At 67.1% G+C, this 22032-nt stretch carries 19 protein-coding genes; 9 read left to right on the top strand and 10 right to left on the bottom strand.

Translation table 11 applies throughout. The features are described from left to right. Positions 1-289 precede the first annotated feature (289 nt). Positions 290-634 (bottom strand): DUF4148 domain-containing protein, encoded by a 345-nt coding sequence (locus tag AB4Y40_RS22625; protein ID WP_368689653.1) that lies wholly within the window; start codon positions 632-634, stop codon positions 290-292. Positions 635-850: 216 nt separating this feature from the next. Next, complete coding sequence (locus AB4Y40_RS22620; RefSeq protein ID WP_368689652.1) at positions 851-1471, bottom strand: DNA-3-methyladenine glycosylase; 621 nt, start codon at positions 1469-1471, stop codon at positions 851-853. Between the two features lie 174 nt (positions 1472-1645). Here AB4Y40_RS22620 and AB4Y40_RS22615 point away from each other — a divergent pair, with 174 nt between their 5' ends. Continuing rightward, positions 1646-2038, top strand: coding sequence for a hypothetical protein (locus AB4Y40_RS22615; RefSeq protein ID WP_342922541.1), 393 nt, complete (start codon positions 1646-1648; stop codon positions 2036-2038). A gap of 7 nt (positions 2039-2045) precedes the next feature. On the opposite strand, the gene prpR is transcribed toward AB4Y40_RS22615, so the two are convergent. Next, positions 2046-4082, bottom strand: a complete 2037-nt coding sequence (gene prpR, locus AB4Y40_RS22610) for a propionate catabolism operon regulatory protein PrpR (protein ID WP_368689865.1) — start codon at positions 4080-4082, stop codon at positions 2046-2048. Positions 4083-4318: 236 nt separating this feature from the next. Between prpR and prpB the strand changes: the two genes are divergently transcribed. The 4 genes from prpB to prpF all read left to right on the top strand — a co-directional run bounded on the left by prpB (position 4319) and on the right by prpF (position 10354). After that, entirely contained in the window at positions 4319-5209 is an 891-nt protein-coding gene (prpB, locus tag AB4Y40_RS22605; RefSeq protein WP_368689651.1) for a methylisocitrate lyase, read from the top strand. Between the two features lie 47 nt (positions 5210-5256). Next, complete coding sequence (gene prpC, locus AB4Y40_RS22600; RefSeq protein ID WP_158759499.1) at positions 5257-6423, top strand: 2-methylcitrate synthase; 1167 nt, start codon at positions 5257-5259, stop codon at positions 6421-6423. Between the two features lie 84 nt (positions 6424-6507). Beyond that, a complete protein-coding gene (acnD, locus tag AB4Y40_RS22595) occupies positions 6508-9105 on the top strand; it encodes a Fe/S-dependent 2-methylisocitrate dehydratase AcnD (protein ID WP_368689650.1) in 2598 nt (865 codons plus the stop codon). Between the two features lie 58 nt (positions 9106-9163). Further along, positions 9164-10354 (top strand): 2-methylaconitate cis-trans isomerase PrpF, encoded by a 1191-nt coding sequence (gene prpF, locus AB4Y40_RS22590; RefSeq protein ID WP_368689649.1) that lies wholly within the window; start codon positions 9164-9166, stop codon positions 10352-10354. A gap of 92 nt (positions 10355-10446) precedes the next feature. Here the strand turns inward: prpF and AB4Y40_RS22585 are convergent, their stop codons facing one another. Beyond that, on the bottom strand, positions 10447-11307 hold the full coding sequence (locus AB4Y40_RS22585) for a peptidoglycan DD-metalloendopeptidase family protein (protein ID WP_368689648.1): 861 nt from the start codon (positions 11305-11307) through the stop codon (positions 10447-10449). 724 nt (positions 11308-12031) lie between these two features. Between AB4Y40_RS22585 and AB4Y40_RS22580 the strand changes: the two genes are divergently transcribed. Next, positions 12032-13129, top strand: a complete 1098-nt coding sequence (locus AB4Y40_RS22580) for an OpgC domain-containing protein (protein WP_368689647.1) — start codon at positions 12032-12034, stop codon at positions 13127-13129. A 125-nt stretch (positions 13130-13254) separates the two neighbouring features. Further along, complete coding sequence (locus AB4Y40_RS22575; RefSeq protein ID WP_368689646.1) at positions 13255-14109, top strand: alpha/beta hydrolase; 855 nt, start codon at positions 13255-13257, stop codon at positions 14107-14109. A 46-nt stretch (positions 14110-14155) separates the two neighbouring features. Here AB4Y40_RS22575 and AB4Y40_RS22570 read toward each other — a convergent pair whose 3' ends face one another. After that, positions 14156-15223: an AI-2E family transporter gene (locus tag AB4Y40_RS22570; RefSeq protein ID WP_368689645.1), complete on the bottom strand. Its 1068-nt coding sequence runs from the start codon at positions 15221-15223 to the stop codon at positions 14156-14158. Between the two features lie 382 nt (positions 15224-15605). Here AB4Y40_RS22570 and AB4Y40_RS22565 point away from each other — a divergent pair, with 382 nt between their 5' ends. Then, entirely contained in the window at positions 15606-15905 is a 300-nt protein-coding gene (locus tag AB4Y40_RS22565; protein ID WP_069266348.1) for a DUF3331 domain-containing protein, read from the top strand. A gap of 23 nt (positions 15906-15928) precedes the next feature. On the opposite strand, the gene AB4Y40_RS22560 is transcribed toward AB4Y40_RS22565, so the two are convergent. Then, positions 15929-16420, bottom strand: coding sequence for a thioesterase family protein (locus AB4Y40_RS22560; protein ID WP_368689644.1), 492 nt, complete (start codon positions 16418-16420; stop codon positions 15929-15931). Between the two features lie 235 nt (positions 16421-16655). On the opposite strand from AB4Y40_RS22560, the gene AB4Y40_RS22555 reads away from it, so the two are divergent. After that, positions 16656-19208 (top strand): adenosylcobalamin-dependent ribonucleoside-diphosphate reductase, encoded by a 2553-nt coding sequence (locus AB4Y40_RS22555; RefSeq protein ID WP_368689643.1) that lies wholly within the window; start codon positions 16656-16658, stop codon positions 19206-19208. 36 nt (positions 19209-19244) lie between these two features. On the opposite strand, the gene AB4Y40_RS22550 is transcribed toward AB4Y40_RS22555, so the two are convergent. The 4 genes from AB4Y40_RS22550 to AB4Y40_RS22535 form a co-directional block, all read right to left on the bottom strand. After that, positions 19245-19850 carry a hypothetical protein gene (locus AB4Y40_RS22550; RefSeq protein WP_368689642.1) on the bottom strand — a complete coding sequence of 202 codons (606 nt, stop codon included), beginning with the start codon at positions 19848-19850 and terminating at the stop codon, positions 19245-19247. 89 nt (positions 19851-19939) lie between these two features. Further along, positions 19940-20494 carry a TIGR01841 family phasin gene (gene phaP, locus AB4Y40_RS22545; protein ID WP_368689641.1) on the bottom strand — a complete coding sequence of 185 codons (555 nt, stop codon included), beginning with the start codon at positions 20492-20494 and terminating at the stop codon, positions 19940-19942. A gap of 132 nt (positions 20495-20626) precedes the next feature. Continuing rightward, the gene (locus AB4Y40_RS22540; protein ID WP_368689640.1) at positions 20627-20824 is read right to left on the bottom strand and encodes a hypothetical protein; all 198 of its coding nucleotides are present in this window, start codon (positions 20822-20824) and stop codon (positions 20627-20629) included. Between the two features lie 223 nt (positions 20825-21047). Then, entirely contained in the window at positions 21048-21950 is a 903-nt protein-coding gene (locus AB4Y40_RS22535; RefSeq protein ID WP_368689639.1) for a LysR family transcriptional regulator, read from the bottom strand. Positions 21951-22032: the final 82 nt, after the last annotated feature.

Below are 22032 nucleotides of genomic sequence, written 5' to 3'. Positions count from 1 at the left end.
TGCGACAAAGGCGGAACGGTGTCCGCCTTCGCCGGTATCGGTTGGGAGCCAGGCTGGGTGGGGGCGCGGCCGGGTCAACTTGCGAGGGCGTCTGGGCCTGCTCGAAGCGCCCCGGCACCGGCTGGCGCGGGAGCGGCCAGACTGTGGCCGGTCGATGTCGCCTGCGCCGGTGTCTGAGCGACGGCCGTTTGCACCGTTCGCTTTCCCCGGACTTCGGCGCCCCATGACGGCGCGCCCTGCCCGGTTATCCGCTCAGTTGCCCGGGCCGGTCGCCCACGCCGGTAGCCGCTCAGTTGCCGAAGTACACCGACTGCGACGGGCGCACCGTGGCCGGCTGGCCCGACTGCGCCGAACCCGAGGTCGACGGGCCATAGCCGCTCGTTTCGGCTGCCGGCGCTTGTTGCGCCAGCCCTTCCTGCTGGCTCACGCGGGCTTCGGCGGCCTGGATGTCGCTCGGGTACGTCGCGTCGTTGGCGGTAGCCGGGTTGTAGCCGGCCTTCTCGAGCTGGATCAATTCGGACTTCACTTCGGCGCGTGTGACCGGACCGTTGCCTTGCACCTGGGCAAACGAAAGGGCCGGAGCAGCCACGAGGGCAGCGACGATTGCGGCTTGAATCAGGGTACGGGACTTCATGTTCATTACCTCCATCACTTGTTTTATGCCGGCGGCGGTGTCTGCCTGCATCGCCGAACCAGTGATTTCAGTGTATTGAGACAGGAGCCCAGGGGAAACCCTTATTTTGAGAAAATACACTTTCATTCGCGGCAACAATGCCGCGCGCATGCGATATCGCCCGAGCGCCTTGCGGCACGGCGCTTCCCGCGGCTTCCCACGGGGCGCTCGAGCCGGTCACAGCGGGGCGACGCTGCCGTCCAGCAGCTTGCGAGGGCCGCTCACGAACCGGCTGCCCAGTTCGTAGAAGCGCAGCGGCCGGTCCTTCTCGCGCGAGAGCCCGATGCGCGTCGTCACGCCCACGGGCCGCTCGGGTTCGTCCACGCGGCCGATCCAGAGTCCGTGCCCGCGGCACAGGTCCACGCCGTCGAAGGCCGCCGCGATGCCGAACGCCTGCGAGAGCCGCCCCGGCCCGCGCGCGAGATCGCGCAGCGGGACGCCGGGGCGCAGCGCCTCCATCGCGCCGATGCCTTCGAGCGGCTCCAGCGCGCGAAACAGGATGCCCGCGCCCACGTCCACGGCTTCGCTCGACATGTTGAACATCCAGGCGCTGCCGTAGGTCAGCCGCACGTGGGCATGACCGCGCTCGAGGAACATCGCGGCGTTATAGGGCCGGCGTCCGATGTAGGCGTAGCTCGTGGAGTCGCCCACGGGATACGCTTCGACTTCGACGAGCCGCCCGGCCATGCGCCCGCGCGCCAGGTCGCGCACGACGTATTTGCCGACCATGAAGCGCGCCAGCTCGGCGGTGTCGAGCGGCAGGTCGTTGCGGTGCAGTGGCAGGATCGTCATCGTCATCGAAGCGTTCTCGGGGTGATCGGCGCAAGCATCGCGGTTTCGCGGACCGGCAGAGTGTAGCGCTGCCGCGCTCGTCCACTGCTCATCTACCGCTTGGCCACGTGCGGCCGGCCATTGCGCTACCATCGTCCGCATATCCGCGCGAACGGTTCGCGCTACCGAAGGAGCCGCACGATGAACGAACAAAGCGCGATTGAATTCCTCACCACCGTGCGCAAGCCCCTGCTCACGCTGCACAAGGCGATTCTCGACCACGAGCGCAAGGACTACGAACGCGAGTTCGGACCGGTCACGCCGGCGGCCTTCCTGCAGGTGCTCATCAACGGCTCGGGCTTTCGCTGGCTCATGCCGCTCTCGACGGTGATCGCCAACGTCGACGAAACGCTCGACGCCAAGGACGCGAGCCCCGACGATCGCATCGGCGCGGCGCAAGGCGTGGCGGCGCTCTTTTCCGGCGAGGAATCGGCGGAGTTCTACGAGCGCTATCAGGCGTTGTTGCAGGCGAGCCCCGAAATCCTGCACTTGCACGGCACCGTGGCGCCGCTGCTCAACGCCCTGAAGAACTGAGCACGTTTCAGGCGCGCGGCGCCTTGCGGGAAGCCGTGGCCGCCGTTGCCTCCGCGGCCGCACCGCCGCGCTTGCCCTTCGCGGCGGAAAGGCGCCGCCACAGTGTCGTCTTGCTGATGCCGAGCATCTCGCACGCGCGGTCGCGATCGCCGTTGCACGCGTCGAGCGCGGCGCGGATTTCATCGGCTTCGGTGTGGAGGCTGCGCTCGCGCAAGGTGAGCGCGCCCTCGCCTGCCGTCGTTGCAGCGCCACTCGCCGCACCGCGCGACTCGAACACCTCCGGCGCGATCGAGCGCAGCACATCGGGCGTCAGCACGTCCTGTTCCGAATCGGCCAGCTCCACCACCATCCGCTCGACCACGTTCTGCAGCTCGCGCACGTTGCCGGGCCATGCGTGCCGCGCGAGCGCGCCGCTCACCAGCGCGAGCGTGCGCGCCGCGTCTTCGGGCGTGCGGATGCGCACGGCCACGCGCGGCTCGCGGCGCGAGGCCTGGAACAGCAGTTCCGCCGCCAGCAGCGCGATATCGGCGCCGCGCTCGCGCAACGGCGGAATGGCGAGATTGAGAATGTTCAGGCGGTAGAAGAGATCCGCGCGAAACTCGCCCGCTTCGATCTGCTCGGTGAGCGCGCGGTGCGTCGCGGCGACGACGCGCACGTCCACGCGCGTGGGCTCCGTGGCGCCGAGGCGCACCACCTCGCGCTCCTGCAGTACGCGCAGCAGGCGGCTCTGCAACGGCAACGGCATCTCGCCGATTTCATCGAGAAACAGCGTGCCGCGGTGCGCCGCCTCGATGAGCCCCACCTTGCCGCCGCGCCGCGCGCCCGTGAACGCGCCCTCCTCGTAGCCGAACAGCTCGCTCTCCAGCAGCGCCTCGGGAAACGCGCCGCAATTCATGGCGACGAACGGAAAGTCCCGCCGCGGGCTCTCGCGATGAATGCCCTGCGCGATCATCTCCTTGCCGGTGCCGCTTTCGCCGCGGATCAGCACCGTGGCGTCCGACTTCGCATAGCGCCGCGCGAGCTGGCGCACGCGCTCGATGCTGGGCGTCGCGCCGCTCAGGTCGTCCAGCCGGTAGCGCGCGACGAACTGCTGCGTGCGCTGACGCGAGCGCAGCGTGCGGTCGAGCCGCTCCACCGCGCGCGACTCCTGGAAGGTGAGCACGGCGCCCGTCGTCACGCCGTTGTCGACGAGCGGCCCGCGGTGCACGACGTAACTCACGCCGCGCACGGTTTCGAGCGATTCGCCATCGGCTTCGGGCAGCGCGAAGGCAATGTCGGGCGCGAGCGCTGCGAGCGACTGGCCCGCGGCCGCCGCCGGATCGATGCCGAGCACGGCCGCGAGGCGCTGGTTGATCGCCTCCACGCGGCCGCGCGCGTCGAGCGCGACCACGCCGTCGCGCAGGTGTTGCAGCACGCTGTCGAGCCGCTGGCGGCGCTGCGTTTCGCGCCAGGTGGCTTGCACGAGATCCAGCGCGTTGTCGAAAGCCGCGCGCACCGACGGGCGCGAGTAGACGAAAAACGGCACGAGCCCGAGCCGGGCCGCGAGATCGTTGACGAGGCCCGGCCCCACGACCGCGCCCACGCCGCGGTCGCGCAGGTCGAGCACGCAGGCTTCGGCGTCCTGCACGGTGCGGTAATGGCCGAACACCACGTTGATGCCATACGCGCTCGCGAAGCGCTGTACTTCCACGGGCGACTCCCCGTAGGTCACGAGCGCGACGAGTTCGGCCTCGCGCCGCGCGCGAGCGAGCGCCTGCATCACGTCGAAGCCGGTGGGCTGCACGAGCACCACGGGCAGGTCGATGCGCGCCTTCAGGTAGGTGCCGTTCGAGCCCGCCGCCACCACCACATCGGGCCGCTGGTTCGGCCCAGCCGCGGCGATTTCGGCCACCGCTTCCTCGAAGCCGCGCGGCACCACGCGCAGGTCCGCGAGCTCGTCGTATTCGCGGGCGATGTCGCGAAACAGGTCGCGCAAGCGGCTGATGCCCATGGCCCACACACGCGGGCGAATGGCGGAGGAAGCGGGAGCGGGAAAGCGGTTCATGATGTCCAACGATACGGTCGTGACGTCGAGGGCCGGCGCAGCCGAAAGCCGGCCGTCAGGCAGATTTCGCATTATCGCGCGTCGATTTCATTTTTGAAATTGTGATTTCACCATGGAAATCGGGGCGCGTTGCCGGCACACGCGATTCCGGCGCAAAATCAACGCGTTAGCCTCCTTGCGCGGAGCTGGCACGCTATCTGCAGTATGAGGCGGCGATTCAATTGGAGACATCCCGCATGAACAACAAATCCCCCGCCAGCGCCGGCGCGAAATTCCGCGCAGCCGTGGCCGCCGAACAACCGCTGCAGGTCGTCGGCGCCATCACCGCGTATGCGGCCAAGCTCGCGCAGGCGACCGGCTTCAAGGCCGTGTATCTCTCGGGCGGCGGCGTGGCCGCCAACTCGCTCGGCGTGCCGGACCTCGGCATCAGCACCATGGACGACGTGCTGATCGACGCCCGCCGCATCACCGACGCCGTCGACATTCCGCTGATGGTCGACATCGACACCGGCTGGGGCGGCGCCTTCAACATCGCGCGCACGATCAAGTCGTTCATCAAGGCGGGCGTGGCGGCCGTGCACCTGGAAGACCATGTGGGCCAGAAGCGCTGCGGCCATCGCCCGAACAAGGAAGTCGTGGCGACCGGCGAAATGGTGGACCGCGTCAAGGCCGCCGTGGACGCTCGCACCGACGACGGCTTCGTCATCATGGCCCGCACCGACGCGGCAGCCGTGGAAGGCATCGACGCCGCGATCGAGCGCGCCGTGGCCTACGTGGAAGCGGGCGCGGACATGATCTTCCCCGAAGCGATGAAGACGCTCGACGACTACCGCCGTTTCCGTGCCGCCGTGAACGTGCCGATTCTCGCCAACCTCACGGAATTCGGCTCGACGCCGTTCTTCACGACCGAAGAACTGAAGAGCGCGAATGTCGATATCGCGCTCTACTGCTGCGGCGCGTATCGTGCGATGAACGCTGCCGCGCTGAACTTCTACGAGACCGTCAAGCGCGACGGCACGCAAAAAGCCGCCGTCTCGACGATGCAGTCGCGCGAAGACCTCTACCGCTACCTCGGCTATCACGCGTACGAAGACAAGCTCGACGCGCTCTTCGCCGCGAAGAAGTAAATCCGCCCACCATATAGTTCACAGATACCTGGAGAGAGGAAGACACCATGAGCGAAGCAGAAAACACCACGCAAGCCGCAGGCGGTTTCAAGCCGAAGAAGTCCGTTGCGCTGTCGGGCGTGGCGGCGGGCAACACGGCACTGTGCACCGTGGGCCGCACCGGCAATGACCTGCACTACCGCGGCTACGACATTCTCGACCTCGCCACCGCGTGCGAGTTCGAAGAAGTCGCGTACCTGCTCGTGCACGGCAAGCTGCCGAACACGGCCGAACTGGCCGGCTACAAGGCGAAGCTCAAGGCGCTGCGCGGCCTGCCCGCCAACGTGAAGACCGCCCTCGAAGCCGTGCCCGCCTCGGCGCACCCGATGGACGTGATGCGCACCGGCGTCTCGATTCTCGGCACCGTGCTGCCCGAGAAAGACGACCACAACCTGCCGGGCGCGCGCGATATTGCCGACCGCCTGATGGCCTCGCTCGGCTCGATGCTGCTGTACTGGTATCACTTCTCGCACAACGGCAAGCGCATCGAAGTCGAAACCGACGACGACTCGATCGGCGGCCACTTCCTGCACCTGCTGCACGGCCGCGCACCGTCGAAGTCGTGGGTCGACGCGATGCACGTGTCGCTCAACCTGTACGCCGAGCACGAGTTCAACGCCTCGACGTTCACGGGCCGCGTGATCGCGGGCACGGGCTCGGACATCTACTCGGCCATCACGGGCGCGATCGGTGCGCTGCGCGGTCCGAAGCACGGCGGCGCGAATGAAGTCGCGTTCGAGATCCAGTCGCGCTACGAAAACGCCGACGACGCAGAAGCCGATATCCGCGCGCGCGTGGAGAAAAAGGAAGTCGTGATCGGCTTCGGCCACCCGGTGTACACGATCTCGGACCCGCGCAACAAGGTCATCAAGGAAATCGCGAAGAAGCTCTCGAAGGAGCAGTCGAACATGAAGCTGTTCGACATCGCCGAACGCCTCGAATCGACGATGTGGGAAGTCAAGAAGATGTTCCCGAACCTCGACTGGTTCAGCGCCGTGTCGTATCACATGATGGGCGTGCCGACCGCCATGTTCACGCCGATCTTCGTGATCGCGCGCACGGCCGGCTGGAGCGCGCACATCATCGAGCAGCGCATCGACAACAAGATCATCCGCCCGAGCGCGAATTACACGGGTCCGGAGAATCTGAAGTTCACGCCGATCAGCAAGCGCTGATCGCCGGAGGCGATGCGTCGTAGCGTGACGACATCGCCTTCGATCCCGCGCACCGCCGCTCACAACACATTTGGTCCCCAAGCCGTGAATACCGCCTACCGCAAGTCCCTCCCGGGCACCCGGCTCGATTACTTCGACGCGCGCGAAGCCGTCGAGGCCATCCAGCCCGGCGCCTACGCCACGCTGCCGTACACCTCGCGCGTGCTCGCCGAAAACCTCGTGCGCCGCTGCGACCCGGCCACGCTCGCCGCCTCGCTGACGCAGCTGATCGAACGCAAGCGCGACCTCGATTTTCCGTGGTTCCCCGCGCGCGTGGTCTGCCACGACATCCTCGGGCAGACCGCGCTCGTCGATCTCGCCGGCCTGCGCGACGCCATTGCCGACCAGGGCGGCGACCCCGCCAAGGTGAATCCGGTCGTGCCGGTGCAGTTGATCGTCGACCACTCGCTCGCCGTGGAATGCGGCGGCTTCGACCCGGACGCGTTCAACAAGAACCGCGCGATCGAAGATCGCCGTAACGAAGACCGCTTCGACTTCATCAACTGGACGAAGAAGGCGTTCAAGAACGTCGACGTGATTCCTCCGGGCAACGGCATCATGCACCAGATCAATCTGGAGAAGATGTCGCCCGTGATCCAGGCGCGTGACGGCGTGGCGTTCCCCGACACCTGCGTCGGCACCGACAGCCACACGCCGCACGTCGATGCGCTCGGCGTGATCGCCATCGGCGTGGGCGGCCTCGAGGCCGAGAACGTCATGCTCGGCCGCGCCTCGTGGATGCGCCTGCCCGATATCGTCGGCGTGGAACTCACGGGCAAGCGCCAGCCCGGCATTACCGCTACCGACATCGTGCTCGCCCTCACCGAGTTCCTGCGCAAGGAAAAGGTGGTGGGCGCGTACCTGGAGTTCCGCGGCGTTGGCGCATCGAGCCTCACGCTCGGCGACCGCGCCACGATTTCGAACATGGCGCCCGAGTATGGCGCCACGGCCGCGATGTTCTTCATCGACGATCAGACGCTCGACTATCTGCGCCTCACGGGCCGCGAGGAAGAGCAGGTCAAGCTCGTCGAAACCTACGCGAAGACCGCTGGCCTGTGGGCCGACACGCTCGACAACGCGCAATACGAGCGCACGCTCACGTTCGATCTTTCGAGCGTCGTGCGCAACATGGCCGGCCCGTCGAATCCGCACAAGCGTCTGCCCACCTCCGCTCTCGCCGAGCGCGGCATCGCGGGCAAGTGGGAAGAGACGCCGGGCCAGATGCCCGATGGCGCGGTCATCATCGCCGCCATCACGAGCTGCACGAACACGAGCAACCCGCGCAACGTGATCGCCGCCGCGCTGCTCGCGCGCAACGCGAACGCGCGCGGTCTCACGCGCAAGCCGTGGGTGAAGAGTTCGCTCGCGCCGGGATCGAAGGCCGTCGAGCTTTACCTCGAAGAAGCCAACCTGCTGCCCGATCTGGAAAAGCTCGGCTTCGGGATCGTCGCGTTTGCATGCACCACGTGTAACGGCATGTCGGGCGCGCTCGACCCGAAGATCCAGCAGGAAATCATCGACCGCGACCTGTACGCAACCGCTGTGCTCTCGGGCAACCGCAACTTCGACGGCCGCATTCACCCGTATGCAAAGCAGGCGTTCCTCGCCTCGCCGCCGCTCGTCGTCGCCTACGCGATTGCGGGCACGATCCGCTTCGACATCGAACAGGACTCGCTCGGCACGGACAAGGACGGCAAGCCCGTGTACCTCAAGGACCTCTGGCCGAGCGACGAAGAGATCGACGCCATCGTCGCGAAGAGCGTGAAGCCCGAGCAGTTCCGCAAGGTGTACGAACCGATGTTCGCGGCCACCGCGGTAACAGGTGAAACGACCGACCCGCTCTACGACTGGCGCGCGCAAAGCACCTACATCCGCCGTCCGCCGTACTGGGAAGGCGCGCTGGCTGGCGAGCGCACGCTCAAGGGCCTGCGCCCGCTCGCCGTGCTCGGCGACAACATCACGACCGACCACCTCTCGCCTTCCAACGCGATCCTGCTGGACAGCGCAGCGGGCGAGTACCTCGCGAAAATGGGCCTGCCCGAAGAGGACTTCAACTCGTACGCGACGCATCGCGGCGACCACCTCACGGCGCAGCGGGCAACCTTCGCGAACCCTACGCTCATCAACGAAATGGCCGTGGTGGACGGCGCCGTGAAGAAGGGGTCGCTCGCGCGCGTCGAGCCGGAAGGCAAGGTCACGCGCATGTGGGAAGCCATCGAAACCTACATGGAACGCAAGCAGCCGCTCATCATCGTTGCGGGTGCGGATTACGGCCAGGGCTCGTCGCGCGACTGGGCGGCCAAGGGCGTGCGTCTCGCGGGTGTGGAAGTGATCGTGGCGGAAGGCTTCGAGCGCATTCACCGCACGAACCTGATCGGCATGGGCGTGCTGCCGCTGGAGTTCAAGGCGGGCACGAATCGCACGACGCTCGGCATTGACGGCACCGAAACCTATGATGTGATCGGCGAGCGCACGCCGCGCGCCGACCTCACGCTCGTGATCGAACGCCGCAACGGCGAGCGCGTGGAAGTGCCGGTCACCTGCCGGCTCGATACGGCCGAAGAAGTGTCGATCTACGAAGCAGGCGGCGTGCTGCAGCGTTTCGCGCAGGACTTCCTCGAATCGTCACAGGCAGCGGCATAAACGGGAGACGGGCGGCGCAGCGCTCACGCGCGCGCCGCCCTTCGTTTCAGGACAACACATGGCACACGTACCTCAGATCAAGATTCCCGCCACTTACATTCGCGGCGGCACCAGCAAAGGCGTGTTCTTCCGCCTCCAGGATCTGCCCGCTTCGGCGCAGCAGCCGGGCGTTGCGCGCGACAAGCTGCTCATGCGCGTGATCGGCAGCCCCGACCCGTACGGCAAACAGATCGACGGCATGGGCGGCGCGACGTCGAGCACGAGCAAGACCGTGATCCTGGCCAAAAGCAGCAAGCCCGATCACGACGTCGACTACCTGTTCGGCCAGGTCGCCATCGACAAGGCCTTCGTGGACTGGAGCGGCAACTGCGGCAATCTCTCCGCCGCCGTGGGCCCGTTCGCGATCAGCGGCGGCCTCGTCGACCCGAGCCGCGTGCCCGACAACGGCGTGGCGACCGTGCGCATCTGGCAGGCCAACATCGGCAAGACCATCATCGCGCACGTGCCGATGACGAACGGCCACGTGCAGGAGACGGGCGACTTCGAACTGGATGGCGTGACCTTCCCCGCCGCTGAAGTGCAGCTCGAATTCCTCGACCCGGCCGCCGAGGAAGAAGGCGCGGGCGGTTCGATGTTCCCCACCGGCAATCTCGTGGACGACCTCGAAGTGCCGGGCGTGGGCACGCTCAAGGCCACGATGATCAATGCGGGCATTCCGACGATCTTCGTGAACGCCGAGGCCATCGGCTACACGGGCACGGAATTGCAGGACGCGATCAACGGCGACGCGCAGGCGCTCGAGAAGTTCGAGACGATCCGCGCGCACGGTGCGCTGCGCATGGGACTCATCAAGCATCTCGACGAGATCGCCACGCGCCAGCACACGCCGAAAATCGCCTTCGTGGCGAAGCCGGTGGGCTATACGGCGTCGAGCGGCAAGCGGGTGGAAGCCGGCGACGTGGATCTGCTGGTGCGCGCCATGTCGATGGGCAAGCTCCACCACGCGATGATGGGCACGGCGGCCGTGGCGATCGGCACCGCGGCGGCCATTCCGGGCACGCTCGTGAATCTCGCGGCGGGCGGCGGCGAGCGCAGCGCGGTGCGCTTCGGGCATCCGTCGGGCACGCTGCGCGTGGGCGCCGAGGCGCGTCAGGAAAACGGCGAATGGACGGTCACGAAGGCCATCATGAGCCGCAGCGCACGCGTGCTGATGGAAGGCTGGGTGCGGGTGCCGGGCGACGCGTTTTAAGGCGCGGTTTCAAGAAGTACGCGGTTTGCGGTAATGAAAAAACCGCCCTGACGTTGCAATGCGTCAGGGCGGTTTTGTTGTTCTTGCCGCGCTCAGCCCTGCGGAGAAGAAGGCAAATACGGCATCGGGTCCACCGGCTTGCCATCGCGGCGTACCTCGAACAGCACCGCCACGCGGTCGTTGTTCTCGCTGCCCATCTCGGCGATCTGCTGGCCCTGGTGCACCGTGTCGCCGGTCTTCACGAGCAGACGGCGGTTGTGCGAGTAAGCCGTGAGGAAGTCCTTGTTGTGCTGGACGATGATCAGGCTGCCGTATTCGTTCAGGCCCGTGCCCGCGTACATGACCTTGCCGTCGGCGGCAGCGATCACGGGATCGCCGGCCTTGCCCGCGATCTCGATGCCGCGCGTCGTGCCCGGCGCGAACGGTTCGATCACACGGCCATGCGCCGGCCACACGAGCGCGACGCTGTTCGCGTGGCGCGCCACTTCGGCGGCGACCTGGCGGTTTCCGGCGGCGTTCGCGTTGGCGTTCGCCGTTGCGCCGCCAGCTGGCGGCGCGGCCACCTGGACGGTGATCGTCTGCTTCGAAACCAGCTTGATCGACTGGCCTGCGCGCAGGTGACCGTTCGGCTTCAGGTGATTCCAGGCGGCCAGATCCTTGACCGACACACTGTGCTTTTGCGCGATGCGCTGCAGCGTGTCGCCGCGGCGCACGCGCACGTAGGTCGTTTTCGTGACGACGCGCGTGACGGGCGCACTCGCCGCCTGTTGTGCGGCGCTGGCGTCGGCGCTCGCTGCGTCGGAGGCCGGGGCCGCCGCCGCCGGGTCGGGCTGCGGTTGTTGTTGCGGTTGCTGCTGGTTCATGTCGGCGCAGCCGCCCAGCAGGGCTGCCAGCCCCAACACAGCCCAGAACCCCTTGAGACCGCGCTGGCCGATACGATCGTCTTTCATCATTGCTCTCTCCTGCGGTGCTTGCAGCCGTGCGATGCAGCGAGTGGATGCCCGGGACGGTCTGCTGCGTATGCCGCGCTCCCGCCCCCGTGGCGCTCCGGCTCGCCTGCGCCGGGCTGCTTCGATCTGCATCCAAACCGACTGCATCTCGAACCATAAACATTCAACGCACGCGATCGCCCCATTAACGAACGAGCGTGCCATCTCAAATTCGATCCGGCATTGTAAAGCGCAACTCCACGAAATCAGCCCAGGGAGAACACTTTGAAACAAATGTTAATTAGCCGAATTCTTGCTCGATAAAAACATCGGCAAGGGGCCAGAAGAAACTGCCCAAACCCGCGTCAGGGCGGCGTTCGCCGCGCCGGCATGATCGTGCCCTTTCCCCCGACTTATCGGCACACGTACCGGAAACTTGAAGGGCGCACTGGCGGCGCCCACTGAAAGCAAATTGAAATTGCGCTAATATCGGCGGCGTCAACGTAAACCCGCATGCGGCGGGAACCCTCGCGTATTCTTCAGGTCTTTTCCTGCGTTTGTCGTGCGGCCGCCGCGGTGGCCACGTCACGGTTCCCGGCGCCAGGCGCCCCGCGAACCTCGCCCGAATTCCCGATTTCCCGATTTCCCGATTTTTCCAGCCAGGTACTCCCAGCCTCTGCCCGCCCGGCCCGTTTCGCATCACCGGCTGCTTCAAGCGCCCCATACCGGCCCGGCCCGCTGCCCCAACATGCCAAAGTCATCCAACCGTCTAGTCGAACTCGATTTCTTCCGCGGCCTCGTCCTGCTCATCATCGTCGTCGATCACATTGGCGGCAGCATCGTCTCGCGCGTCACGCTGCACGCCTACGCGCTGTGCGACGCGGCCGAGGTGTTCGTCTTCCTCGGCGGCTTCGCCACGGCCACCGCGTGGGCCACGCTGTGCGCACGCCGCACCGAGGCCGCGGCGCGGCAGCGCTTCATCAAACGCGCGTTCGAGATCTACCGCGCGTTCGTCGTGACGGCGCTGTTGATGCTGCTCGTCACCGCGATTCTCGTGGCCTGCAACGTCGACGCGCCCAACCTCGCCACCACCGATCTCGACGATCTCACGCTCGCGCCCGCCGCCGCGCTGCGCGACATCGTGCTGCTGCGCCGCCAGCCGTATCTGGCCGGCGTCCTGCCGATGTACGCCTGGTTCGCCCTCGCCGCCCCGCTCGCCTTGCCGCTCGCGCGCACGCGGCCGTGGCTGCTGCTGGCCGTGAGCCTTGCGCTATGGGGCGTCGCGCCGCACCTGGCGCCGTGGCTGCCGCACGTCGAAGACGTGCAATGGGACTTCAACCCGTTCGGCTGGCAGCTGATGTTCGTGCTCGGCGTGATCGCGCAGGCGCAACCCGTGTTCCAGCGCGTGAGCGCGCACCGTCTCGGCACGCTCGTGACCCTCGCCGCACTCGCCGTCGTGGCGGGCGCCGCGATCTATCGCCTGCAGCTCGGCAACGTCGGGCTCGACGGCGACTTCAAGCGCAACCTCGCCTGGTTTCGCGTGCTCAACTTCCTTGGCATCGCGTGGCTCACGGCGCATGTCATCCGCCTCGGCTGGGCGAAGCGCGTGGCGCATGCGCTGCCCTGGGTGGGCCTCGTCGGCCGCAAGGGCATGCTCTCGTTCGTGGCCGGCGCCGTGATTTCGCTCACGGTCGACTCGGTGCTCTACTGGTACACCGACGGCTACCTGAACGTGCCGCTCGGCCTCTGCGCCGACGCCGTGGCGATCACCGCGCTGCTGCTCGTCGCACGTGCGTCCGACCCGCTCAAGCGGCTGCTGCCTTCGCGCGCCAAAGCTTCCGCCTGAAACGACGCGGCGCGCAGGCCATGCACTGCGCGCCCGCACACCGATCACGCTTCCGGCGTGCACGAGCGGCTGCTAGCATGATGACCCCGCGCCGCCGGCGCGCCACCGCCCTCGATGTCCCTGCCATGCGCAGACTCCTTCGCACCGCGCTGCTCCCGCTCGCCCTCTCCTGCGCGGCGTTCGTCACGCCAGCGGCGCCTGCCGCGGCGAGCACGATCGTGGTCCGCACGTTCCACGCCGAGGCGCTCAACCGCGAGTGGGCCTACGTGGTATACCTGCCGAACGGCTATCGCGCCGACCAGGGCCGCTACCCGGTGCTCTATCTTCTGCATGGCAACAACGGCGAGCCCATGGACTGGGTCACGCATGGCCAGCTCCAGACCACCGCCGACACGCTGATCGCCCGTCACGAAATCCCGCCCGTAGTGATCGTGATGCCGCAGGGCGGCACCGACTGGTACGTCGACCGCAAGGAGCGGATGGAGACGGCGTTCTTCCAGGATCTGCTGCCCGAGATCGAGTCGCACTTCGCGGTGGACGACGCGCGCGACGGCCGCGCGATCGGCGGCGTTTCGATGGGCGGGTTCGGCGCGCTGCGCTATACGCTGGAGCACCCCGACATGTTCTGCGGCGCGCTGCTGCTTTCCCCGGCGGTCTATGCGGGCGACCCGCCGCCCAGTTCGGCGGCGCGTCACGTGGGCGTGTTCGGCGACCATCAGTTCGATGCGCAGATCTGGCGCACGCTCAACTATCCGGCGCTCTGGAAGCCGTATTTCGCGCAGCCCCGGCGCGTGCCGTTCTTCATTGCCGCCGGCGACGACGACCTCGTGATCCAGGCCGAGTCGTCGCTGCTCTACACGCGGCTGCGCGAGGCCGGCAATACGGCGGCGCTGCGCATCGTCGATGGCGGCCACGTGTGGCCCGTGTGGCGCGAACTGCTGCCGGCGGCGCTCAAGTACACGCTCGAGTGCTTTCGCTGAGCGAGGCGCGCGGCGCGCCTCGCCGCGAACCGGGCGTAACCGGGCGTCACTCCGCCCAGTTCACCCAAAGCACCATCAGCACGGTCATGAGCGCCGGGCCGATGAAGATGCCGATCAGCCCGAAGGTCGTCGCCCCGCCCAGAATGCCGAACAGCACAAGCAGAAAAGGCAGACGCGTGGAATTGCCGATCAGCACGGGCCGCACGAAATGCTCGGCGACGAACACCACCACGAATCCCCATATCGCGAGCGCCGCCGCCGCGATCAGCGAGCCCTGGATGACGAGCCACAGCGCCGCGCCGCCGAACACGATCGGTGCGCAAAACGGCAGCATAGCCGCGATGGCGGTGACCGTGCCCAGCAGCGCTGCATGCGGCACGCCGGTCGCGATATAGGCGGCGGTCAGCAGCACGCCCTCGCCCAGCCCCACGACCACGAGCCCCGTGACCGTGGCGCGCACGGCGGCAGCCATGCGCTGCAGGAGTTGCGCGCCGTCGGCGCCGAAGGCACGGCGCGCACCGCGCATCACCGTCGCCGAGAGTCGCGGACCCGCCCGGAAGATCACGAACAGCGTGACGAGCATGAAGCCGAACGTCATCGTGGCGTGGGCGGCGCGCGCACCGAAGTGGCGGCCGAACGTGGCGATGGTGTCGCCGTGCAGGTTCTTCATCGCCGGGGACGCCTTGAGCGGCTGGGCGAGATTGGCCTGCCACCAGTCGCTCACCTGGCGGCTGCCGACCGGCAGATGCGCGACGAAGTCGGGCACCGGCACGCCGTTCTCCTGGGCGTCGCGCAGCCAGAGGTAAAGCTCGTGAGCCTCGCCGCCGGCCTGAATGGCCGTGACGGCGATCGGCAGGAGCACGAGCAGGCCGATCGCGGCCGTGAGCAGCGTGGCGATCAGCGTCTTGCGGCCCTTGAACGGGGCGCGGCGCTCGATCGCCTGATAGGCGGGCCACAGGACGATGGCAAAGACGCTCGCCCAGGCCACGGCGGGCACGAACTCGCGCACGATCCACAGTGCCAGCAGGACGAGCGTGGCGTACAGCACCGCGGAGGCGGCGCGCTGGATTTTCTGCTCGTTTGCGGAGTTCGGAGCAGGCGGACGATGAATCATGTAACCTCGTGAAAATTCAAAAACAGGGGCCCGGTTTCGTGGCTGCGCAGGTGCGGTGCCACCAGCCAGCGCGGTGCAGCAATCAATCCGGCCGGGCCAGTCTTTCCTCAGATCCCGATCCGCGCCAACCGTTCCGTCCCCACCCTGGAACGCCCTTCAGGCGCCCGTTTTCGGGCCACTCGATGTCGCGCCACGTACAACAGTGCGTTGCACAAATTCGAGATGTCGACCCCCAATCCGCCGCAAACCCCCATTCCTTCGTGAATCGCAACGTGTCGCAGGATGATTGTTGCTGATAATGGAATGGTGTTTCAACGGCGACAGAATGGCACTTGTCAGCGCGCGGGACTACATTCGCGGCACCACACTTACGGAGCCGACAATGAAGAAAAAAGCGTGCCTCTCGCTTGACGGAGCCAACGGTGAGCGCATCGAAATACTCGAGCAGACGGATACGGCGCTGGTGATCCGCTGGGTCGAACCCGGTCGCTGCCATTATGGCGAACAGCGCTGGCGCCGCCGCTCGGCGCATTCTTCGGGCACCTGCGCCGTGTCGCGCCGCAAGATCCGCCGCGGTGACGCCGTGTTCAAGCCGGCCGAACGTCCCGCACCGCTCAACGCCTCCGTCATGATCGCCGCCGAAGTGTTCGGCGCCCTCATCGGCGCAGAACTGCCGAAGTAAGCGCGGCGACGTCGCCCGCGGCCTCAACGAGGCGCGAGCGAGATAGCCCGCGCGGCATGCCGCGGCGCGAAGCCCGCCGAGGCGGCGCACAACGCCGCCACGCGCGCGAGCACATCGGCGTCGAAGGCCGCCGCGTGCGGGCCCGAGCGGTCCACGTGCAAGAGCAACTGCTCGCTCGCCGAGACGGGCGAGCCGCCCGCTTCGTCAAAATCGCCCGCGAACATCTCCAGATACAGGCGCACGCGTTTCGCGTCGTGCTCGATCACCCGGACGTCGACGCGCACCGGCGCACCCTCCTTGATCTCGCGGAGATAGTTCAGGTGCGCCTCCAGCGTGTACATCGACCGCCCGCGCGCCTCGCGCGCCGCCGCGTCGAGCCCGATGGCGTCGAGCAGCGCGTCGGTCGCGTAGCTGTAGATCAGCATGTAGAACGCGTCGCGCAGATGGCCGTTGTAATCGACCCACTCCGCGCGCACCGTGTCGCGGTAGACCACGGGCGCCGTTTCGTTCGTCATCCAGTCTCCCCTCGCGTCTCCACATTCGGTGCCCGCATGCAAGCGGGAGCAGTGTAACTGCAGACCCGCCTCGTGCGCCGCGACGCCGGCAGGCTCCGGCGCCGCCGCATGCGTGCTCGCGTCGCCGTGCACGCCGCGCGCCGCTGGGGTAAGGTTGAACGGTCGCGGCGCAGCCGCCGCCCTTCCAACGCCCTTCAACCGCCGCCTCCCGCGCGGCGCTTCGCGAGGCCCGGCCATGGCAGAAAACACGCCCCCGCTTCCGTTTCCCCCGCAGCAGTTCTCGCTCGACGTGATGCTCGAGAAGTACGCCAAAGGCGACGAGCAGACCGCCGACGACGTCTACCGCCGCGTCGCGCGCGGCGTCGCGCAGGTCGAGCCGCCCGCGCTGCGCGCCGAGGTCGAGGCGCGTTTCGTCGACAATCTGCGCAACGGCGCGCTGGGCGCGGGGCGGATCATGAGCGCGGCGGGCGCCGGCATCGAAGCCACGCTGATCAACTGCTTCGTGCAGCCGGTCGGCGACAGCATCCAGGGCATGGACGCCGAAGGCCGCCCCGGCATCTACGTCGCGCTGCTGCAGGCCGCCGAGACCATGCGGCGCGGCGGCGGCGTGGGCTACAACTTCTCGGCGATCCGGCCGCGCGGCGCGTTCGTGCATTCGACGGGATCGAGCGCATCGGGGCCGTGCAGCTACATCGACGTGTTCGACGCCTCGTGCCGCACCGTGGAAAGCGCAGGTGCCCGGCGCGGCGCGCAGATGGCCGTGCTCGACTGCGATCACCCCGACCTGCCCGAATTCATCGAGGCCAAGCATTCGAAGGGGCGCTGGAACAACTTCAACGTCTCGGTCGCGGTGACCGACGAATTCATGCGCGCCGTGGAAAACGACGCGCCCTGGCAGCTCGTGCATCGCGCCGAGCCCTCGCCCGCGCTGCGCGCCTCGGGCGACCTGCGGCGCCGCGACGACGGCCTGTGGGTCTACGCCGAGACGCGCGCCCGCGCGCTGTGGGACGCGATCATGCGCTCGACCTACGACGTGGCCGAGCCGGGCGTGGTGTTCATCTCGCGCATGAACGAGGACAACAACCTGCGCGCGCTCGAATCGATCCGCGCGACCAACCCGTGCGGCGAGCAGCCGCTGCCCGCGTACGGTTGCTGCAACCTCGGACCGCTCGACCTCACCCGCTTCGTGATCGACCCGTTCGCGCAGATGCGCGGCGGCAAGGCAGATTTCGACTGGAATCAACTCGCCGTTCGCACGGGCACCCAGGTGCGCTTTCTCGACGACGTGCTCGACGCGACGCTCTGGCCGCTGCCCGAGCAGCAGGCGGAGGCGGCGGCCAAGCGGCGTATCGGCGTGGGCTTCACGGGACTCGGCGACACGCTCGTGATGCTCGGCATCCGCTACAACTCGCCCGAAGGCTGCGAATTCGGCGCGCGCGTGGGGCGCACGATGCGCGACGCCGCCTATCGCGCCTCCGTCGAACTCGCGCGCGAGCGCGGCGCGTTTCCGCTCTTCGACGCGAGGACGTACCTCGAAGAAGGCACCTTCGCCTCGCGCCTGCCCGACGACCTCAAGGGCGAGATCCGCGCGCACGGCATCCGCAACAGCCATCTGCTGTCCATCGCGCCCACGGGCACGGTGAGCCTCGCGTTCGCCGACAACGTCTCGAACGGCATCGAGCCCGCGTTCTCGTGGACCTACCAGCGCACGCGCCGCATGGCCGACGGCAGCCGCGAAACGTTCAACGTCGAAGACCACGCGTGGCGTGTGTTCCGCGAACTGGGCGGCGACGTGAGCGCGCTGCCCGCGTACTTCGTGAGCGCGCTGGAAATGAGCGCGCAGGAACACGTGGCGATGATGGCGGCCGTGCAGCCGTACGTCGACACGTCGATCTCGAAGACCGTCAACGTGCCCGCCGACTATCCGTTCGAGGACTTCGAAAACCTCTATCTCGACGCATGGCGGCGCGGCCTCAAGGGACTCGCGACCTACCGCCCGAACGAGACGCTCGGCGCGGTGCTGCAAACGCTGCCTCCCGAAGCGGCGGCAACGGCCGACGACGCGCTCGGCGACGCCCTGCTCGACCCGCTGCGCGTGGCGATCGACCATCGGCCCAAGGGCGAGCTGCCGGCCGTGATCGAGAAGATCGAATACATCACGCAGACGGGCAAGGTCTCGCTCTACGTGGCGGTGTCGTTTCTCGAAGTGACGGGCCAGGTGGGCGGCGAAGCGGTGACGATCGAGCGGCCCATCGAATTCTTCATCCCCGTGGGCCAGCGCGACGAGCAGCAGCAATGGATCACGGCGACCATGCGTTCGCTCTCGCTCGCGGCGCGCGGCGGCTTCGTCGCGCGCAATCTGCAGGACTTGCGCAAGGTGTCGTGGGATCGCGGCCAGGTGCGCTACGGCGAGACGCAGCGTCTGGACGGCCGGCGCATTCCGCTGTGGCACGACTCCGAGGTCGCGGCCATCGCCTACGCGATCCAGCAGATCCTGCACCGGCGCGGCTTTCTCGATGCCGAGGGGCGGCAGGTGCCGTCGCGGCTGCTCGCGCAGCGGCGTGACGGTGCACTGGCCGCGCAATTCACCGGCAACGCGCGGGCCGGCGCGGAACAGCCCGGCGACCAGGTGCTCGACGGCGACAACGCGCTGCCCGCCGATACCCAGCACGCGTTTGCCCACGCGATGCTCGGCCGCAAGTGCGGGTCGTGCGGGGCGAACGCGGTGATCCGCAAGGACGGCTGCGACTTCTGCACGGCGTGCGGTGAGATCGGGACGTGTGGTTGAACACGGCGACGCGCTCGAGAAAGCGCTGAGGAAGCCCTATGACTGCAGGCTTTCGGTAATGCGCCCGCTTGCCGTCACCTGGTCCAGCCTCGCGACCAACTCGTGGACCGTATCGATATTGTGGACACCCGGGCAGGCAGACGGCCCTGTGATCGATGCCGGCCTGCCGCATGCCAGCATGAGGATCGGCACCAGCGGCGCGACGCTGACCACTTCCTCGACGAACAATGGGGCGCGCCACGCCACCTGCTCCGGGTAGATGATCACCGCGGCGGGCTGCTGATCCTCGATGGCGCGCTCCAGCTCCTGGAGCGTACTTACGGAGTTCGCGTGATAGCCTTCCGCGCGAAGCAATACGGTCAGCGATTTCCTGAACAAATCGGAGTTGCTGAAAACCACGACGGCGACAAGACGGCGACGCGTCAATTGCCGTGCAATCCCCTGGCTTCGCAGCCGAAGTTCACACGAACGCAGGACCACCCTGGCGAGATCACAGGCTTTGCGCGCCTCGTTGGCCTGAGGAGAGTCGGCCGAATAGCGGAGTATGACGCGTTCGAGTACGGCGGATCTTGCCTCGAGCAATTCCAGGGCAAGATCGAATTCCCTCTCGAGCGCGCCACCATTGAGCTGGGAACCTGCCATGTCATCTCCCGCGACCGTTTCATCACGGACGGCTATTCCCATTCTAGTCAAGATTGCAGCCGACTTACGCGGCCGACCGCGCATGCCAGCTATCGCCTGGCCGCCTGCTGTTCCGGTGCAAGCGCACGCCTCGCGTTCTTCGACGCCGCATCGACCACCACGTTGAAGTTGCTTTGCGCGACTTCGACGGCCTGCTGCCCCGTGTTCCCTAGCGTCTGGTACAGCGTATTGGCCGCCGTCATCGCGGAATTGAATGCCGCCACCGCCGCCTCGGAGCCAGCCGGCGCGTTGCGGGTCGCTTCGTCGAAGAACGTCTGGGCCCGCTGCATACATTCTTGCCCTTCCACCTGAGCCGCTCTGAGCACTTCGGCCTGCGCCGACGACATGATGCCGAGAAACTCGCGGTTATAAGACTGGACCCTCTCGGCCAGCGGGGCGCCGAGCGCGCCCTGAAGGGTCACCCAGTCCTGCGGATTGTCCACCGTGCTCTGCGCCAACGCCGACGCTTCTTTCAGCGTCGCTCGCGTGAACTGCGCGTTGAGTTCGACGAGCTTGCCGATGCCCTCGACCATCGCGGCGGCCAGACCATAGGCGACATCGAGATTGACACGCTGTGCGCTTGCAGCCATCTCCTGGACTTGCATGATCGGTCGTCTCCTGAATGAATTGAATTGGCGTGAGCGAGCGCCTTTCCGCCGGGTCATCGGCTGGCAGCATCGCGTTGTTGGAACGTCATGCCGGAAGCGGCACGACAAGGCGCGTCGACCGTGTGCCGGTCAACGTTTTCGCGCCATGGCCTGCAGCAGGGATTCGCCTTCCTCCGTCACACGCGGACGCGGCACACCCGTGGCCAGGCGCTCGAGTGCCACGAGCTGTTGCTCGAGCAGCGTGTCGAGGTCCTCGCGGTCCATGTCGATCTGGTCAGGCGATGACTTGACCAACATGAGCGTCGCAAATTCGTGAGGGCTCAGCACTGATGTCTCCTGGAATTTTGATGAGGCCTGGCCGAGAAACGCTTGAATGAGGCGTGTATGAGCATAGGCCCCGGATGACCGAAAAGTACACAACGGCCACATGTTCGTAAATCTGTCTTTACGGACGGCCGCTGCCGGTCTGGGCCAGCAAGATTCCTGCTGTCGAGGCCCGCGAAAAGCGCAACGAAGGCATGAGATTTGCCCAATAAAGTCGTTGCCTGGCTTACGGCTTTGTCAGGGGCAGAACTTTCCTCCCATCCCCAAGGTAGTCCGCAAACCCCTGCGCCAACGCATTCGCCTCGCCACTGCGCACGAGTCTTAGCACTTGCGATTCATAAGGATTGCTGGTCAATGGGCGGAATACCACGCGCCCGCCACCCGCCGCCCCGAGCGCGGCGGGGACGAGCGCGACGCCCATGCCGAACTCCACCATCGTCACGACGGTCTGCCAGAGCCGCGCTTCATGGCGAATCTGCGGGCTGAATCCGGCCTCCACGCAGGTCGCGATGATCTGGTCGTGATAATGCGGCGACACCGAGCGCGGGAACAGGATGAACGGTTCGCGCGCGAGCGTGCCCAGTTCGATACGGCGCCTGCGCGCGAGCTTATGCCCTTCCGGCAGACAGCAGAGAAACGGCTCGGCAAACAGCCGCTCCGATTGCACCTCGGCCGGAAAGCGCCCCCAATGCGCAAAGCCGAGATCGATCTGCAGGCGCTGCAGCGCCTGCACCTGCTCGGCCGTGTTCATCTCGCGCAGCACCACTTCCACGGCGCGATGATCGGCCTCGAAACGCCGCACCGCCTCCGGCAGCCCGCGATACAGCATCGAATTGACGAAACCGATGCGCAGCCGCCCCGCCAGCCCGTGCGCGGAGCGCGCCGCGATGCGCCGCACTTCGTCGGCCTGCTCCAGCAGCCGCCGCGCCTCTTCGAGCAGCACGTTGCCCGCGTTGGTCAGCGCGACGGCCTTGTTGGTGCGTTCGAGCAGTTGCACGCCTAGCTGCTCCTCGAACTTGCGGATGTCGAAGCTCAGCGCCGGCTGCGAAATGAAGAGCCGGCGCGCCGCGCGCCCGAAGTGCAGCTCTTCGGCTACCGCCACGAAATAGCGCAGTTGCTTGAGTTCCATGGCGGCCTCCTTCGGCGTGTTATCGATAGATGGCGTTTATCGTACATGACATCGGTTGTATTGGACCGTTATCGAAGCCGCG

Origin of the sequence: Paraburkholderia sp. EG287B, from assembly GCF_040965595.1 — a bacterium.
Lineage (GTDB): Bacteria > Pseudomonadota > Gammaproteobacteria > Burkholderiales > Burkholderiaceae > Paraburkholderia.
This window is presented reverse-complemented; position numbering and strand designations above follow the sequence as displayed.

Bases quoted from the DNA above. Each gene is read 5' to 3' on its own strand.
- AB4Y40_RS22625 (WP_368689653.1), bottom strand. From the start codon at position 634: ATGAAGTCCCGTACCCTGATTCAAGCCGCAATCGTCGCTGCCCTCGTG.
- AB4Y40_RS22620 (WP_368689652.1), bottom strand. From the start codon at position 1,471: ATGACGATGACGATCCTGCCACTGCACCGCAACGACCTGCCGCTCGAC.
- AB4Y40_RS22615 (WP_342922541.1), top strand. From the start codon at position 1,646: ATGAACGAACAAAGCGCGATTGAATTCCTCACCACCGTGCGCAAGCCC.
- prpR (WP_368689865.1), bottom strand. From the start codon at position 4,082: ATGAACCGCTTTCCCGCTCCCGCTTCCTCCGCCATTCGCCCGCGTGTG.
- prpB (WP_368689651.1), top strand. From the start codon at position 4,319: ATGAACAACAAATCCCCCGCCAGCGCCGGCGCGAAATTCCGCGCAGCC.
- prpC (WP_158759499.1), top strand. From the start codon at position 5,257: ATGAGCGAAGCAGAAAACACCACGCAAGCCGCAGGCGGTTTCAAGCCG.
- prpF (WP_368689649.1), top strand. From the start codon at position 9,164: ATGGCACACGTACCTCAGATCAAGATTCCCGCCACTTACATTCGCGGC.
- AB4Y40_RS22585 (WP_368689648.1), bottom strand. From the start codon at position 11,307: ATGATGAAAGACGATCGTATCGGCCAGCGCGGTCTCAAGGGGTTCTGG.
- AB4Y40_RS22580 (WP_368689647.1), top strand. From the start codon at position 12,032: ATGCCAAAGTCATCCAACCGTCTAGTCGAACTCGATTTCTTCCGCGGC.
- AB4Y40_RS22575 (WP_368689646.1), top strand. From the start codon at position 13,255: ATGCGCAGACTCCTTCGCACCGCGCTGCTCCCGCTCGCCCTCTCCTGC.
- AB4Y40_RS22570 (WP_368689645.1), bottom strand. From the start codon at position 15,223: ATGATTCATCGTCCGCCTGCTCCGAACTCCGCAAACGAGCAGAAAATC.
- AB4Y40_RS22565 (WP_069266348.1), top strand. From the start codon at position 15,606: ATGAAGAAAAAAGCGTGCCTCTCGCTTGACGGAGCCAACGGTGAGCGC.
- AB4Y40_RS22560 (WP_368689644.1), bottom strand. From the start codon at position 16,420: ATGACGAACGAAACGGCGCCCGTGGTCTACCGCGACACGGTGCGCGCG.
- AB4Y40_RS22555 (WP_368689643.1), top strand. From the start codon at position 16,656: ATGGCAGAAAACACGCCCCCGCTTCCGTTTCCCCCGCAGCAGTTCTCG.
- AB4Y40_RS22550 (WP_368689642.1), bottom strand. From the start codon at position 19,850: ATGGCAGGTTCCCAGCTCAATGGTGGCGCGCTCGAGAGGGAATTCGAT.
- phaP (WP_368689641.1), bottom strand. From the start codon at position 20,494: ATGCAAGTCCAGGAGATGGCTGCAAGCGCACAGCGTGTCAATCTCGAT.
- AB4Y40_RS22535 (WP_368689639.1), bottom strand. From the start codon at position 21,950: ATGGAACTCAAGCAACTGCGCTATTTCGTGGCGGTAGCCGAAGAGCTG.